Below are 14,812 nucleotides of genomic sequence, written 5' to 3'. Positions count from 1 at the left end.
GGACGGTGCCGCGCCGCGCACGCCGAGGACCCCACCCCGTGCGCGGCGCGGCACCGTCCCGCCGGGGCGGGGGTCGGCACGGTCACCACCAGCCGGAGGACTTCTTGGCGGCGTTGGCCTGGGCGTGCTCGGTGAGGATGCGCTGACGCGCCTTCTCCAGCGCGGCCAGTTCCGTGTTCAGACGGCTCTGCACCGAGACGAGCAGCGTGTCCAGGCGCTGCTCCTGACGGCCGGTGTCCTTGCCCCGCATCACGCGGTACGAGCCCCCGGCGAGGGCCCGCAGAACCGCCCGCTTCTCGGGGCCGGTCAGCGGCCACATCTCCTCGTTGCGGACCGCTTCCAGCTTGCGCCGCGTCGACTCGATCTCACGGTCGACGCGCTTCGTGTCGGGCTTGCCCATGACTCAAGTCCCCTTCAGGGAATCGGAGTTGAAGGTGTCGGGGGTGGCAGGGAAGGCGCAGGGCACGCACGCCCCGAGGGTGGGCGGGATGACGTACCCGGCATCGGTGCCGCACTCGGGGCAGGTACGGCGGGCACGCATCATCGCGGCGTGCGCCTCCCACATGCCGGGGGTCATCGGCCGCACGGGGCGGGCGAGGTCGACCCGGTACAGGTAGGCGACCAGCGGCGGGCGTCGGCGGCGCGGGCGTTCGAGCTGAGCGGCGACGTCCTGTCCGCCGGGCCGCAGCCCGACCGCCCGCAACTGGCGGCGGGTGGCGTAGCCGTCCGGGGCGAGATGCCACCGGTACACCGGCAGCGTCCCCATCAGGCGACGCGCTTCCAGGCCGCGCGCAGGCGGACTTCGGACGCGGCGTGCCCGGCGGCACGGAACCGTGCGGCCATCTCGCGGTAGGACAGGGCGGGGGTCTCGCTGAGACGGATCGCGTCGACCAGCGCGTCGAGCGCGTCATCCGTCAGCGCCGGGCCCGCTTCCAGGGCGGGCACGGGGTCGGTGGGTCCCCAGACGGGGAGTTCCCAGCGGGGTGTGACGCCGGGTGTGACGGGGGTCGTCACGCTGGTCAGCGCCCTGCCGGTGCCCTCGCCCTTGCGGGCCGTCTCCAGCGTCGACCACGCCCCGGCGAGCGTGCGGGCGGTCCGGGCCTGAACGCGTGCGACGCGTGACCCCGCCGCCGTCACGGCCTCAAGGCGGGTCTCCTCGGTGGACGCTTCGGCCCGCAGCCGGGCGCGTGCCACGGCGGCTTCGTCGCGGGCTTCCTGCCGGATACCCGCGATGGTGTCCAGGGCGGCGGGGGTGAGCGCGGTGCGCTCCCACAGCCCGTGGACCAGCCACAGCAGTTTGGCGCCGACCGGCAGCCAGGCGACCGCGAGCCACGCGCCGACGTACGAGTCGGAGGTGAGCGCGTGCGCGACCAGGACCCCGGTCGCGACCAGCCCGAACCCCCACCCGATCCCGGTCACCACACGGCTGTGGTCGCCCTGCGCGGCGAGGCGGCGTTCGTAGGAGAGGGTCGCCAGCCAGCCCCCGTCGATGCCCGCGCCGACGACCAGTGCGACCGGCCACGGCATCGCCGACCCCAGCCACATCACCACCACGGCGAGGGTGAGGACCATCGACACGGCCGTCATGCCGACGGCCGGCAGTCCCGTACGGGCCTTCACCGCGCACCCCCGTCGTACGTCCACGGGGTGTAGGTCACGGGCATGTCCGCCGTACTGGCCCGCAGCGCCTCGGCCGACGTACCGACGTTGTGGCCGTTCTCCAGGACACAGGCCAGGATCACCCGGGTGCTGATGGAACGCTGCTGCAACAACTTGGCGTACGCGCGTTCGTCCGCGTCGGTCAGGCCCGGCAGGGGAATGTCCAGCGCGTCATGGACCGCCCGCAGCAACGCCCCGACCGGGTTGGGCAGGGAAGTGAGCTGTACGTCCGTCCCGCTCACAGCGCGCCCCCGATCCCGGCGAGCAGACCGGCCACGGCCAGCAGCGCGCACCCGACGCCCATGACGTCGATCGCGCGGCGCAGGCACGTGAACTTCACGACCGCCAGTCGCGACAGACCAGCGACGTCCGCCGCCATGTCCCGCGCGGCGAAGTGGGTGGTGATCTCCTCACCGGTCAGGGTCGCCCACAACGGGAACCCCTGACGGCCGCGCAGGTTCGGACGCGTCGACCGCAGCAGCAGCCCCGCCGCCGCAACCAGCAACGTGACCCCGAACCCGCCGACGACGTAGGCGGGGAGGGTGAGGGGGACGTCCTTGGCGACCGTCCACACACCCGCCAGGACCGCGCCGACGAACGCCAGCAACAGCCCGGTCTTGGTGTCCGTCCGCGTGATCTCCGCCTTCACCTCGGCGTGCGCGGCCTCAACGGCCTTCACAGCCGCACCGGGCTCCGGGGCGTTCATGCGGCACCGCCCGGAACCGTCGCGCCGGCGGTGCGGTTGACCAGCGCGACCCGCGCGGCCAGCGCCCGACGGCGGGCCCGGCGGATACGCCGCACGTCCAGCTCGGACGGCGCGCGGTCCAACACCATGATCTGCGCGTCCAACAGGTCGACGTCCGCCAGGATCACGGGCATCTCGACCTCGACCGCGTCCAACTCGGCGGCGGTCGGCTCGATCCAGTCCTCGAACGCCGTGACGGCGTCCGCAACGGTCACAATGGTGTTCATCGGGTCGTGGTTCCTTCCAGGGTTGAACGGCTCGAACAGCACCCCCGGAGGGCCAACTCCGGGGGTGCGCGCCGTTGAAAGAAGGGGCCGCACAGCGATGTGTGCGGCGCGGTCGTCGGTGACGGCCGCAGTGCCCCGGGCCCGATCCGATCGGGCGCCCTCGCGGCGGGATGCCGGGGCCGTGGTGCGGGAAACGGTCAGCGACCGAAGGTCAGCCGGATGCCGCCGGTGTTGTCACCGTCGACGACGGTCGTGTTCGAGCCGGTGATGATCACCGGGTTGTCGGACGTGGGGTTGATCTGCTGTCCGCCACCGAGGTTGAGCGGGCCGTCGGCGGACTCGATGACGGTCTTGGCCATGTTCTTGATGTCCTCGTTGCTGAGCGCCACGGGAGATCTCCTGTTCGGGTCAAAGGGCCGGCCGGTGGTGGCCGGAGTGCCCCCGCCGGGAGTCGAACCCGGCATCACGACCATCGGGGCTGTCATGGCTTGGACAAGATCAGGCGTAGACGTAGCGGGCGCCGGCCTCGCGCAGCGCGGTGTGGGCCTTGCGCGCCCGCAGACCCGCCGCGTCCAACTCGCCTTCCGGCGCGTCACCGACGGCCATCGCGGCGTTCACCGCGTCCTGCGCCAGCGTCAGAAGCTCCGCGTCGCGGGTGACCATGTGCAGCGTGTCCATCGCCGACGTCACCGCCGAGCGGGCCGCGTACCGCGCGCTGCGGGCCTCCGGGGTGTCCTCACGGCCTTCACGCCGGGCGGCGATCTTCAGGTACTGCTGTTCACGATGACCGACCAACGCGGCCAGCAGCGCCGGAACCGCACCCGCCAGCGCCTCACGACGCCGTTCCGCGAGCGCCGCACGCGCCGTACGAGCGGCCGTCAGATGCTGCATCAGCCCCGCGACGACCGTTCCCGCGAGCGTCCCGAACACAGCGATGAGCGTTGCGAACATGTCTGAACTCCCAAGGTCAGAAGGGGTGTTCCAGCTCCCCCACCCGCCCGTGCCACCGGCACGCCGAAGGCGTGGACAGCACGGGCGGGAGAGGCAACCGGCGCAGCGATAGCCGCTGCGAGGACGGTTGAAGAGGTGGACCGGATCGGCCGTGAGCGCGCGTTGGGCTCACGGACCCGGGTGGAGCACTGGCGCCGCCGGCCGGTCCAACACGGCGACACCCGGATACGTCGTCGACTCATGCCGACCTCCCGCAGATAGCAGGAACAACAGGGCACGGCCCATGCCGTGCGGTCCGCCTTTTCGACTCGGGGAGACGGGGCCCACCTATGCAGTTCTCAAACAACCAGCGCTTCCCTCGTACTCACCCCCTGACGAGGGCTTTCCTACGGGCGACACATGTACGGGTAGCCCGTACGTGACATAACCTCCGACTTGTCTGGAGGAGTGCCGTGACATGAGATTGCCCGACGGTGGCTTTGAGAGTCAAGCCCCCTGGTCTAACTTGTACGGAGGAGTTGGAGAAGGAGAGATGCGATGCCTATGCGACGTGGCATGACCAAGTCCCAGGAAGTGGCCTACGACCTGCGGGAACAGATCCTCTCCGGCGAGTTGGGCGGCGGCGAGGCGCTTCCCAGTGAGTCGAAGATGATGAGCCAGTACGGCTACAGCCGCGAGACGATCCGGGCCGGTGTGCGGCTTCTGATCGAGGAAGGGTTGGTCGTCACCGGGCAGGGCCAGGGGAAGTACGTCCGTGAGGACTACCCGCCGGTCGTGTGGAACTGGACGACCCTGGAAAGCCGGAGTCGTCACTCCAACGCGGTCGAAGGTCAGACCGCCGGCGACCAGTGGGCGAGCGCCGTCGCGGAGGAAGGGAAGACTCCCCGACAGGACATCACCGTCTCCATCGTGGAACCCCCGCCCCACGTGCGCGAATGCCTCGCGCTCCCGGAAAACGGTTTGGCCGTGGCGCGGAAGCGCATCCGTTACGTGGACAACCGGCCCTACGCTCTCGCAGACTCCTACTTCCCTCAGGAACTGGTCGTCGGGACACCCCTGATGGAACCCCGCGACGTCTCGGCACCCGGCGGCATACTCGCGTCGGTTGGGCTCGTACAGGCCAAGTACCGAGATGAGATCTCAGTCCGAATGCCCAACCGGCAAGAGGCGGAAATCCTTGCTCTACCAGCGGCAACACCGATCGCAGAGCACACCAGAACGGGCTATGACGCGGATGGTCGCCCCCTCCGCTGCATGGTCACCATCCTCCCCGGAGACAGGCACAAGATCCTCTATGAAGTCAGCACGGACTGAGTACCTTCGACCAGCGGCAACGGGGGACATTCCCGCCTTGATGGCTCTGCGCACAGAGGCGGAAGCGTGGTTGCGCACCAAAGACACCGACCAGTGGAGCGACCCTGAAACAGGGGACCGCGCCATCGCGAAGTGGCACAAGAACATAGACGAGGGGCGCGCGTGGGTCGTCGTCGACGGCGACGGCCAGGCGCTCGCGACCGTAAGTCGAGGCCAGGTCGACCGCGACTTCTGGACGGACGACGACCGGCCCGAATCGGCGCTCTACATGTACAAGCTGATCGTGTCGCGCGGCGCTTCCGGTCGGCATCTCGGCACGCGGGTCATCGACTGGATGTCCCGCCTCGCGGAGTTGGAGGGGCGGTCCTGGGTGCGCATCGACACGTGGCGCACGAACACGGAGCTGCACGCGTACTACGAGCGATTGGGCTTCAAGCACGTCCGCACCGAGGCGCCATCCCACCGGCTTTCGGGATGGCTGGCTCAGCGCCCGGCGGGCGAGCTGGCCATGCCGGACGACCTCTTGGACGTACACCCCGATTACCGGTGGCACGGAAACGTGGCCGGACGGAACGGAGACGCCACCTCGTGAGAGTCGACGTGCAGGTCAGAGCGGGTACGCTCCGTCTCAGTTTCCGTCTCATTCACCCCCGTCCGGAGCCGTTCACGGCGGTCCGCGCGCCACGCGCGAGTACGGGCGTGAACGGCCCTGAACAGCGACGGATCATGCTCTGACCAGGTCCAACAGACTTGGAAAGCGTGTTGGGGGCAACCCCTCACGAGTTCGAATCTCGTATCCTCCGCCAGTGCCTCACCGGGCACGTTGTCGAAGGGCCCCACCGCTCGCGGTGGGGCCCTTCGACGTGCCTCAGCCTTCGTTGTCCTGGTTTCTGTCCACAGCGGTATTACCGGAGCCCTCAGACGGAGGGCAGGATCTCGGGCATGAGGATTCTGGTCATGGGCGGTACGTGGTTCCTGGGCAAGAGCGTCGTGGAGGAGGCCCTGCGTCGCGGCTGGGACGTGACGGCGTTCAACCGTGGCCGGTCCGGGCAGGACGTGCCGGGGGTACGTTCGGTGCGGGGCGACCGTACCGAGGTTGCGGATCTCGACCGGCTGGCCGGACACGGCCCGTGGGACGCCGTGATCGACACGTCGAGTTCCGAGCTCGCGCCGCGTGACGTACGTCTGGACGCGCAGGCTCTGCGGGATGTGGCCTCCCGGTGGGTGCATGTTTCCACCGTTTCGGTGTACGCGGGGTGGCCGCACCGGACGCTGACCGAGTCGTCGGAGGTGCTGGAGTGTCCGCCGGACGCGGACGCCTCCTTCGGCTATACCGGCGCGGACGGCTCGCCCACCAAGTACGGGTTCCAGAAGGCCGGTGGGGAACGGGCGGTCAGTGAGGCGTTCGGCGAGCGGGCGGTGTTTCTGCGGCCGGGGATCATCCTCGGGCCGGGTGAGTACGTGGGGCGGTTGCCGTGGTGGCTGAACCGGGCCGACCGGGGCGGGCCGGTGCTGGCTCCGGCGCCGGCCTCGCGGGTCATCCAGCCGGTCGACGTACGCGACGTCGCGGTGTTCGCCGTGGACCAGGCGGCTGCCGCTACCGGCGGCGCCTACAACGTGGCCCATCCCGAGGGGCTGAGCTTCGGGGACTTCCTGCTCGCCTGCCTCGACGTCACCGGGTCGGACGGTCGTCCGGTGTGGGTGGAACCGGAAGTGCTCGTCTCGCACGCGGTCCGGCAGTGGACCGAACTGCCGCTGTGGCGTACGCACGCGGGGGTGTGGTCGGTGGATTCAGGCCGGGCGGTGGCGGCCGGGCTGCGGTGCAGGCCGCTCACCGAGACGATCGCGGACACCTGGGCGTGGTTGCGGGGCGACGGCCGTCCCGTGGACCATCCCCGCTGGGCGGAACACGGCCTCGCGCCCGAGAAGGAGGCCGAGATTCTCGCTTCCCTGACGTTCGCGCCGTAAGACGGGTCAGCTCTCCAGCGCAGCCACGGCGCCGGCTCCGAGCTGGTGCTGTGCGGCAAGGCGGCTGAAGTGTTCCAGCCGCTCGCTGATCTCGTCGGCGAGCGGTGTCCGGCGGAAACGTTCGTCGGCCAGTTGGCGGCGGACGCGCGCGGTGCGAGTCAGGAGGCCGGTGGCACGCTGCTCACCGGGCACGATCCAGACGCGGTCGAGGGCATCGGCAGCGCCGTCGAGGTCTCCGCTCAGCAGGCGGGCCGCGGCGAGGTCCGCAGCCGCTCCGCCCACCACGCGCGCGGAGCGCAGTGCCTCGGGTTTGGCGGTCACCAGGTCGAGGGCGGTGCGGGCCGCGGCCTCGGCCTGCTCTCCGTCGCCGAGCAGGAGGCAGGTGGAGCTGTTGGACATGGCCAGCCGCTCGTCGGTGAACCCGAACTCCCCTCCAACGCCGTCGTGGAGGTCGTCGAACTCCCCTCGTCCCTCCCCGCGAGAGGCGTCAAGCGCTCGCCGGGCCGACGTCGCGTCGCCCCGGTGACCGTGGGCGCGTGCTTCGATAGCAGCCAGACGACGGTGCGCGACATCGCCGAGCCCGGTGAACATCTGCGCCCGCTGGGCGATCTGCGCCGCCTCGGCGGGGCGCCCCGAGAAGTAGGCGATGTAGGCGAGGGCGCCTCCGGCGAAGGCCCGCAGCGGTGTGAAGCGGGCGGTCTCGCCGTACAGCGCGGCTGCACGGGCGAGCCGGGTGGAGCCGTCGAGGGAGCCGAGGTCGAAGGCTGCGGCGGACAGCAGCGCGCAGGCTTGGCCGGCGATGATCAGCAGGTCCTCCTGCTGGGCGGGTACCTGGGTGCGGTCCCGGTGCTGTTCGGCTTCCTCCCTGAGCCTGCGTGCCGTCTGGAGGACTTCGAACGCCGAGTATGAGTGGTAGCGGCGGGCGAGTTCGGCGACATCGTCGCGCAGTTGGTCGAGGGTGGTGTCGGAGATGGACGCCGAGGCGGCGGCGCCGGCCTCGCTGGATGCGTCGCGTGCGGTCATGTCGATCTCGTCCTTCAGGCTGAACGCGGGTGCGGGTGACTCGGGTGAGGGCGGCGGCTGGAACAGGGCGGCGGCGCTGACACCGAACATCTCCTCCAGCACCCGGCAGGCGTCCGGTCCAGGCAGAGTGCGGATGGTTCCCGCGGTCCACCGGCGGAACTGTGCCTCGGAGATCGTCGGGTTCGCGGTGCCCTTCTTGACCACCTTCTCGGCGGTGCGGCCGAAATGGGCCACGAAGTCGCCGTAGCGCCAGTGGCGTTGGGCCACCAAGGACTTGAGCAGCGTCCTGGGACGTTCATCCATCGTCGGCCCCTCTCGGCCAAAGAAGACCACTGACCACCTGCCGCCGCCCTTGCGGGCCTGCGAAATCCCCCGCAGGTAAAGAGATCCCGCCACCCGTCGCGCACGCAACACTCCCGGCGCAGAAGACACTTCGACGCTACCCGCACGCGATGTCTCTCCCCCGGAAGAGCACCGGACGCTACCCGCTGGGCCATGGCGAAGACATCCGCACCGACCCCAATCTGTTCGCCATCACCGAGCACGAGGACATCAACACCACCGAGGCACATGGGGTTTGAGGCTCTGCTCAGTCTTGTCCGTCTCTTCCCCCGGGAGTCTCGCCATGATGCAGGAAAGCCCTCCACCTGCTCTTCAGGGAGAGACGACCAGCGGTGTCCTCCGAGCGATCGCCGTCGCCTTGGAGCCCGATCCGCAAGCGGCGGCGAGGGCCCGCAGGACGGCACTCGACACCCTGACGTCATGGGGTCTGCACAGCCTGGCCGACGACCTGACCCTGATCGTGTCCGAGCTGGTGGCCAACGCCGCGCAGCACGGCGAGGGGACCATCGTGATGGTCCTGCGGCAGCGTGGAGACGTGGTCCTCGTCGAGGTGGCCGACGCTTCCCCTGGGCTGCCGGTCACGTGTGTGCAGTCCGACGAGAGCGAGTCGGGCCGAGGGTTAGCACTGGTCGAAGCCCTCTCGGACGACTGGGGATGCCGTGCGCGAGCGCGCCGCAGTGGTAAGTGGGTGTGGTGCAGCCGCTCGTTGAGTTCCAGAGCCGCCGCACACGTCGGCCGCCCCGCTTCTCTGGAAGCCGTGCCGTGACCGCTTCCGCGAGAACCGCCTTCCGGCGAACCGAAGACCCGCCACGGCTCCCGTACCCGTCACCCGGGAGCCCGAACCGAGCCGAGAAAGAGAGAGGCCGTGAACAACGTCCCCGTCACGATCACCCACCCCGAGGAATCCCCTGGGGCGGAGCAGCAGTCGCGTGACGCGATGGTCCGGGAGCTGATCGAGCTCGGCGCTGCCCGCAGCCCGCAGGTCGTCGCGGCGTTCCGCAAGGTCCCCCGGCACCTGGCCACCCCGGAACTGGGCCTGGCGACGGCCTACCAGACGGAGTTCGCCGCGATCACGAAGAAGGACGCCGACGGGGTGGCGATCAGCTCGGTGTCCGCCGCCCGCATCCAGGCCATGCAGCTCGAACAGGCCGACCTCCGTGCCGGTATGCGGGTGCTGGAGATCGGTTCGGGCGGCGTCAACGCCGCCTACCTCGCGGAGATCGTCGGCCCCACCGGCCGGGTCGTCACGCTGGACATCGACCCTGACGTGACCGAGGCCGCCCGGCGGTTCCTCACCGAGGCCGGTTACGGCCGGCAGGTCCGCGTCGTCACCGCCGACGGCGAGTACGGCTGGGCCGAGGACGCCCCGTACGACCGCATCGTCGTCACCGTCCAGGCCGCCGACGTCCCGCCCGCCTGGACCGGCCAGCTTGCCGAAGGCGGACGGCTCGTCGTGCCGCTGCGGATGCGCGGCATGACCCGTGCCGTCGCGCTCGTCCGGCGCGGCGACCGGCTCGTCAGCGACAGTGTCGAACTGTGCGGCTTCGTGCCCATGCAGGGAGCCGGCGAGAACCGCGTCAGCCTGGTCCTCCTCCACGACACCGAGGGCGAGGAAGTCGGGCTGCGCCTGGACGGTCACGCGGAACCAGACGCCGACGCGCTGCGCACCGCCCTGCGCAGCCCCCGCACCGACGTCTGGTCCGGGGTGACGCTCGCGGGCGATGAGTCCAACGAGCACCTGGACCTGTGGCTGACGACCGCGCTGGACAACCTGCCGCTCCTGGCCGCGACACCGGCCGCCCGTGAACGCGGCCTGGTCGCCTCGGCGTCCCCGCTCGGCGTGCCCACGCTCGTCGACGGCGACAGCTTCGCCTACCGCACGGTGCGACGCACCGAGGACCCGGACCGGTTCGAGCTCGGTGCCGTCGGCCACGGACCGCGGGGCCGGAAGGTTGCCGAGCGCCTGGTCGAGGAGATCCAGAACTGGGATCACGGACACCGCGCGGACCGCGCGCGGGTCGAGATCCACCCGGCGAGCACTCCGGAGGCACGGCTTCCCGCAGGCCGCGTCGTCGACCGGCCGCACACGCGGGTCCTGATCACCTGGCCGTAGCGCGCAGAGCGTTCACCGGCCAGGGAGGCAACAGCACGTCCCACTCACTCGTACAGGAGGAATTCGACATGCCACAGCAGGGCACCTTCGCGCTCAAGGCCGCCACCGACTTCGTGGCCGGCGCCGACGCGGACTTCGACCTCGACATCGAGACCATCGCATCCGTCCCGGTCGTCCCCGGTCTTCTGAACGACACCGGCGACGGCTGCGGCTCGACCTGTCAGTCCGCCTGCGCCAACAGCACCTGCGTCAGCGGCTGACCAGCCGGTGTGGTGAGGGGCAGGCCCCGTCCCTCACCACACCGTCCCTCACCACCAGGAACACGAAGGAGGCAGAGCGATGTACCGAGCCGTTGACGCGATCCTGATCAGAGCAGCCGCGCAACCCCTCACGGCCCCGCTGCCTCCCTGGCCCGACCTGAACGGCAACACCGCTGCGGACGTGGAGCGCTGGCGGGAGTGGATCGGCGAGATCTGGGCGGACGACGCCACGTCGGCGGCCGTCGAGGTCGCCAGTCCCCTGCTCGCCGAGGCCGTGCGCGGCGTACTCGATCACCGTGCCCATAGACCCCGGACGGTCCGGCGCACCGTCGTTTCCCTGGTGCGCTATCTGCTGCGAATGCGGCACCGTGCCACCCCCTTCGGCCTGTTCGCCGGTCCCGCGCCCGCCCGTCTCGGCGACCGGACCCGAGCCCACTGGGGCACCCGGCATCAGGTTTTCGCCCGTGCGGACGCCGAGTGGCTCGCCGAGGTCGTCACCGCGTTGGAGGGGAATCCCGACCTGCTCCGGCGTCTGCCGGTCGTCGCCGACAGGACCCACGTCGTACGGGGCACCAAGATCGCCGTACCTCATCAGCCGGGAAAAGACGGGCCTGCCGAGGTGATCCTCCGGCGCACTCCGGCTGCCGAGGAAGTGATCCGGCTCTCCCGCACGCCGATCACGGTCGAAGACATCGTCGCCAAACTTCGCGCCGGGTATCCCGACGCCAGTGTCTCCGCGATCGAGGACATGGTGCGTGGTCTCGTCGTCCACGGCATCCTTTTCACCGCCTTGCGGGCGCCCATGACCTGTGACGACGCGCTCGGCCACCTCGTCGCCCAGCTCGACGTCGTGGAAGCGCGCGAGACAGCCGACCGGCTCCGGCGCGTCCACGATCTCCTGAACCGGCACGACACCGCACCGCCCGACCAGCAGCGGACGATCCGCGCGGAGGCCACCCGGCGGATGACCGCGATGACGGGCGTGACCGAGCGGACCCTGGTCGTGAATCTGCGCCCCGACTGCGACGTCGTCCTGCCCACTGCGGTCGCCCGTGAAGCGGAACGAGCCCTTGAGGTCATGGCCCGCATCTCGCCGTATCCAGCTGGGCCACCGGCCTGGCAGGACTACCGCGCCCGCTTCCTGGAGCGCTACAGCATGAGCGCCCTCGTACCCGTCCGCGACCTCACCGACCCCGACATCGGCCTCGGTTTCCCGGCCGGCTACCGAGGTTCGGTCCTCGACCGACCCGTCCGGGCCACCACTGTCCGGGACGAGCATCTCCTCGCGCTCGCCCAGGACGCCGCCGTCCGCCATGTGCGCGAGGTCGTGCTGACGGAAGACGACCTCGCCGCGCTCTCCGTCGGCGACGTCCGACAGGTCCCCGCTCACGTCGAGCTGTGCTTCACCGTGCTCGCCCCCTCGCTCGACGCCTTGCGGCAGGGCAGGTTCAGGCTGAGCCTCGCAGGGCTGTCCCAGTCGGCCGGCACCACGACCGGCCGCTTCCTGACCATGCTGGAGCCCGCCGACCGCGACCGCATGACAGCCGCGTACGCGGCCCTGCCCACGCTCACCGCCACCGCCGAACGTGCCCAGATCTCCAGCCCACCGCTACGCCTGCGCACCCAGAACGTCAGCAGGGCACCCGCTGTCGTCCCACGCCTGATCTCGCTGGGCGAGCACGATCCGGCCGCCACGCTCGACCTGGACGACCTCGCCGTGACGGCGGACTCCCAGCGGCTCTGCCTCGTGTCGCTGTCCACCGGAGAGTTCATCGAGCCGTCGGTGCTGAACGCGGTCGAACTCACCAACGCCACCCACCCGTTGGTCCGCTTCCTCACCGAGGTACATCGTTCCCACGCCGCCGTACTGGCCCCCTTCGTCTGGGGAGCGGCCGAACGCCTGCCGTTCCTGCCCGAGATCCGCTCCGGCCGCACGGTTCTCTCGCCCGCCCGCTGGCACCTGCGCTCACTCGGCGACGGACTCGACTGGCTGCGCCGCTTCACCGACTGGCGCTGCCGCTACGGCGTACCCCGTTCGGTCTTCCTCGGCTCCGACGACCAACGCCTCCGGCTCGACCTGGACCACCTCACTCACCAGCAGTTGCTGCGCATGGAGCTGGCCCGCACCGGCACGGTGACCCTGCACGAGGCACCCGAGGAAGAGGCGTACGGCTGGCTGGGCCGCACCCACGAGATCACCATGCCGTTCGCCTCCGGCCTGCCCCCGGCGAACCGCCCCACACCGGCGTCGACGGTCTTGCGCCGGAACGCCGGACGGCTGCCCGGCGCCTCGCCCTGGGCCTACCTGAAGGTCTACTGCCACCCCGAACGCACCCCGGAGATCCTGACCACGAACCTGCCCGACCTGTTCCAGGGCTGGGAAGGCGACGAGCCGCAGTGGTGGTTCACGCGATACGACGACACCGGCACCCACCTGCGGCTACGGCTTCGTCTGCCTCACGACTTCGGGAGCGTCGCGCGGCACGTCAGCGGCTGGGCGGCGGCGCTCCGTGACACCGGGCTGGTCAGCCGTATCCAGTGGGACACCGACGAGCCCGAGACCGGCCGTTACGGCACCGGGCGGGTACTGGAAGCAGCAGAGCTAGTCTTCGCCGCCGACTCCGCTGCCGCCGTCGCCCAACTGTCCCTCGGCGTACCGCCGAGCCTGCGTCCCGCCGTGACGGCGGCGAGTTTCACGGACATGGCCGCCGCCTTCACCGGCAGCCAGGCCGCCGGGAATCGCTGGCTGATCGAGCGGTTCCCGAAAGCCGAGGGCACGACTGTGCCGCGCCCCGTCCAGGAGCAGGCAGTCCGTCTGTCCGCTCCGGACGACGACTTCGCCGCCCTGCGCGCGCTCCCGGGCGGGGAGCGCGTGGTCGCCGCCTGGGCGTATCGCCGCGCCGCCTTGGGGAGCTACCGAACCGCGCTCGACGACTGCGGTACCGACTCGGTCGGAGTCCTGCCGTCCCTGCTGCACATGCACCACAACCGGGCCGCCGGCATCGACCCCGACGGCGAGGCCACTTGCCGCCGCCTGGCTCGCGCCGCCGCCTTGTCGTGGGCGACACGCGCCGAAGGAGGACAGTGATGACCGCATTCCGGCAGTCCCTCGCCCATGGCCCACTCGGCATCGTCCTGCACCACATCGAACTCGCTCACCACGGCGCCGGCTCCTGGCAAGCCGTTCACAGCCGACTCGCCGCCACCGGCCCTCTCATCGACGGTGACGAGGCGAGCCTGTTCCTCGGCGCTCCGGCGATGGCGTACGTCCTGCACCAGGCTGCCGCCGACAGCGATCGCTACACGGGTGCTGTGCACGCGCTCGCCCGGATCGTCGCCGAGCACACCCGGCGTCGGCTCACGGCGGCCCACGCACGCATCGACCGTGGCGAGCCGACAAGTTTCGCCGAGTACGACCTGTTCCGTGGTCTGACCGGGCTCGGTGTTCTCCTCCTTCGACGCGGTGACAGCCAAGCCGACGTGCTGAGAGGGGTCCTGGAGTACCTGGTGCGCCTGACCGAGCCGCTTCCCGATACCCGCCTGGGCTGGTGGGTGGCCCACAGCCCCGCAAAACTCGGCTCACCCACCCCAGGCGGCCACGCCAACGCCGGACTCGCCCACGGCATCACCGGCCCATTGGCCCTTCTCGCGCTCGCCGAGCTGCGCGGCGTCACCGTGCCTGACCAGGAGGAGGCCATGCGGCGGATCTGCCGGTGGCTGGACCGGATACGGGTGAGCGACCGTCAGAAAGTTCACTGGCCGCGATGGACAACCGCGACCACGGCGGTCCACCAGCACTCAGACACGCCGTCCTGGTGCTACGGCACTCCCGGACTCGTCCGTGCTCAGCAACTCGCGGCCCTGGCCCTGGGCGACCCAGACCGCAAGCGCATGGCCGAACGGGCTCTCCTGTCCGGCCTGGCCGACACCCACCAGCTCGACAGGCTCACCGGTCAGGGGCTGTGCCACGGCGTCGGCGGTCTTCTGCGGACTGTCCAACGCGTCGCCCAGGACGCTGACGATCCCGCCGCCTTCACCAGGTTCCTTCCGCAGCTCAGCGAGCGTTTCCTCGCCGCCGGGGTGCCAGCAGAGGCGGGCTTCCTCGAAGGGGCGGCCGGAGCCGCGCTGGCCTTCGAAGGGGTCAAGACGGACGAGGCTCCGGGCGGTGACTGGGATGCCTGTCTGCTCCTCGTCTGACACGGGCCGCGAG

At 70.5% G+C, this 14,812-nt stretch carries 18 protein-coding genes; 9 read left to right on the top strand and 9 right to left on the bottom strand.

Annotated elements, in window-relative coordinates; genetic code table 11:
- Positions 1–82 precede the first annotated feature (82 nt).
- The 8 genes from AOK24_RS03505 to AOK24_RS03470 form a co-directional block, all read right to left on the bottom strand.
- Complete coding sequence (locus AOK24_RS03505) at positions 83–400, bottom strand: hypothetical protein (protein WP_055718569.1); 318 nt, start codon at positions 398–400, stop codon at positions 83–85.
- A gap of 3 nt (positions 401–403) precedes the next feature.
- On the bottom strand, positions 404–766 hold the full coding sequence (locus AOK24_RS03500; protein ID WP_055718568.1) for an RRQRL motif-containing zinc-binding protein: 363 nt from the start codon (positions 764–766) through the stop codon (positions 404–406).
- Positions 766–1,620, bottom strand: a complete 855-nt coding sequence (locus tag AOK24_RS03495; RefSeq protein WP_055718567.1) for a hypothetical protein — start codon at positions 1,618–1,620, stop codon at positions 766–768. The genes AOK24_RS03500 and AOK24_RS03495 overlap by 1 nt, the downstream gene beginning before the upstream one ends.
- Entirely contained in the window at positions 1,617–1,901 is a 285-nt protein-coding gene (locus AOK24_RS03490; RefSeq protein WP_055718566.1) for a hypothetical protein, read from the bottom strand. The genes AOK24_RS03495 and AOK24_RS03490 overlap by 4 nt, the downstream gene beginning before the upstream one ends.
- Positions 1,898–2,365, bottom strand: a complete 468-nt coding sequence (locus AOK24_RS03485; protein WP_055718565.1) for a Pycsar system effector family protein — start codon at positions 2,363–2,365, stop codon at positions 1,898–1,900. Before AOK24_RS03485 ends, AOK24_RS03490 begins: the two co-directional genes overlap by 4 nt.
- On the bottom strand, positions 2,362–2,631 hold the full coding sequence (locus AOK24_RS03480; protein WP_055718564.1) for a DUF6284 family protein: 270 nt from the start codon (positions 2,629–2,631) through the stop codon (positions 2,362–2,364). Before AOK24_RS03480 ends, AOK24_RS03485 begins: the two co-directional genes overlap by 4 nt.
- A 197-nt stretch (positions 2,632–2,828) precedes the next feature.
- Positions 2,829–3,020, bottom strand: a complete 192-nt coding sequence (locus AOK24_RS03475; RefSeq protein WP_055718563.1) for a hypothetical protein — start codon at positions 3,018–3,020, stop codon at positions 2,829–2,831.
- Positions 3,021–3,129: 109 nt separating this feature from the next.
- Entirely contained in the window at positions 3,130–3,582 is a 453-nt protein-coding gene (locus AOK24_RS03470; RefSeq protein ID WP_055718562.1) for a hypothetical protein, read from the bottom strand.
- A 555-nt stretch (positions 3,583–4,137) separates the two neighbouring features.
- On the opposite strand from AOK24_RS03470, the gene AOK24_RS03465 reads away from it, so the two are divergent.
- From AOK24_RS03465 to AOK24_RS03455, 3 genes are all read left to right on the top strand, one after another.
- Positions 4,138–4,896, top strand: coding sequence for a GntR family transcriptional regulator (locus AOK24_RS03465; RefSeq protein ID WP_055718561.1), 759 nt, complete (start codon positions 4,138–4,140; stop codon positions 4,894–4,896).
- Between the two features lie 70 nt (positions 4,897–4,966).
- A complete protein-coding gene (locus AOK24_RS03460) occupies positions 4,967–5,488 on the top strand; it encodes a GNAT family N-acetyltransferase (protein WP_240553631.1) in 522 nt (173 codons plus the stop codon).
- 350 nt (positions 5,489–5,838) lie between these two features.
- Positions 5,839–6,864, top strand: a complete 1,026-nt coding sequence (locus AOK24_RS03455; RefSeq protein ID WP_055718559.1) for an NAD-dependent epimerase/dehydratase family protein — start codon at positions 5,839–5,841, stop codon at positions 6,862–6,864.
- 6 nt (positions 6,865–6,870) lie between these two features.
- Here AOK24_RS03455 and AOK24_RS03450 read toward each other — a convergent pair whose 3' ends face one another.
- Positions 6,871–8,190, bottom strand: a complete 1,320-nt coding sequence (locus AOK24_RS03450) for an NsdA family TPR-like regulatory protein (protein ID WP_055718558.1) — start codon at positions 8,188–8,190, stop codon at positions 6,871–6,873.
- Positions 8,191–8,339: 149 nt separating this feature from the next.
- Here AOK24_RS03450 and AOK24_RS52205 point away from each other — a divergent pair, with 149 nt between their 5' ends.
- The 6 genes from AOK24_RS52205 (at position 8,340) to AOK24_RS03425 (ending at position 14,799) form a co-directional block, all read left to right on the top strand.
- Positions 8,340–8,468 carry a hypothetical protein gene (locus tag AOK24_RS52205; protein ID WP_276206815.1) on the top strand — a complete coding sequence of 43 codons (129 nt, stop codon included), beginning with the start codon at positions 8,340–8,342 and terminating at the stop codon, positions 8,466–8,468.
- Positions 8,469–8,512: 44 nt separating this feature from the next.
- Entirely contained in the window at positions 8,513–8,995 is a 483-nt protein-coding gene (locus AOK24_RS44950; RefSeq protein WP_063799380.1) for an ATP-binding protein, read from the top strand.
- Between the two features lie 99 nt (positions 8,996–9,094).
- The gene (gene fxlM / locus AOK24_RS03440; RefSeq protein ID WP_079056661.1) at positions 9,095–10,342 is read left to right on the top strand and encodes a methyltransferase, FxLD system; all 1,248 of its coding nucleotides are present in this window, start codon (positions 9,095–9,097) and stop codon (positions 10,340–10,342) included.
- A gap of 68 nt (positions 10,343–10,410) precedes the next feature.
- On the top strand, positions 10,411–10,602 hold the full coding sequence (locus AOK24_RS03435; protein ID WP_055718557.1) for an FxLD family lanthipeptide: 192 nt from the start codon (positions 10,411–10,413) through the stop codon (positions 10,600–10,602).
- Between the two features lie 79 nt (positions 10,603–10,681).
- Positions 10,682–13,690, top strand: a complete 3,009-nt coding sequence (locus AOK24_RS03430) for a lantibiotic dehydratase (RefSeq protein ID WP_063799379.1) — start codon at positions 10,682–10,684, stop codon at positions 13,688–13,690.
- Positions 13,690–14,799, top strand: a complete 1,110-nt coding sequence (locus tag AOK24_RS03425; protein ID WP_055718556.1) for a lanthionine synthetase C family protein — start codon at positions 13,690–13,692, stop codon at positions 14,797–14,799. Before AOK24_RS03430 ends, AOK24_RS03425 begins: the two co-directional genes overlap by 1 nt.
- The last annotated feature ends 13 nt before the right edge of the window (positions 14,800–14,812 follow it).

This window comes from Streptomyces niveiscabiei, assembly GCF_001419795.1.
Classification (GTDB): Bacteria; Actinomycetota; Actinomycetes; order Streptomycetales; family Streptomycetaceae; genus Streptomyces; species Streptomyces niveiscabiei.
This window is presented reverse-complemented; position numbering and strand designations above follow the sequence as displayed.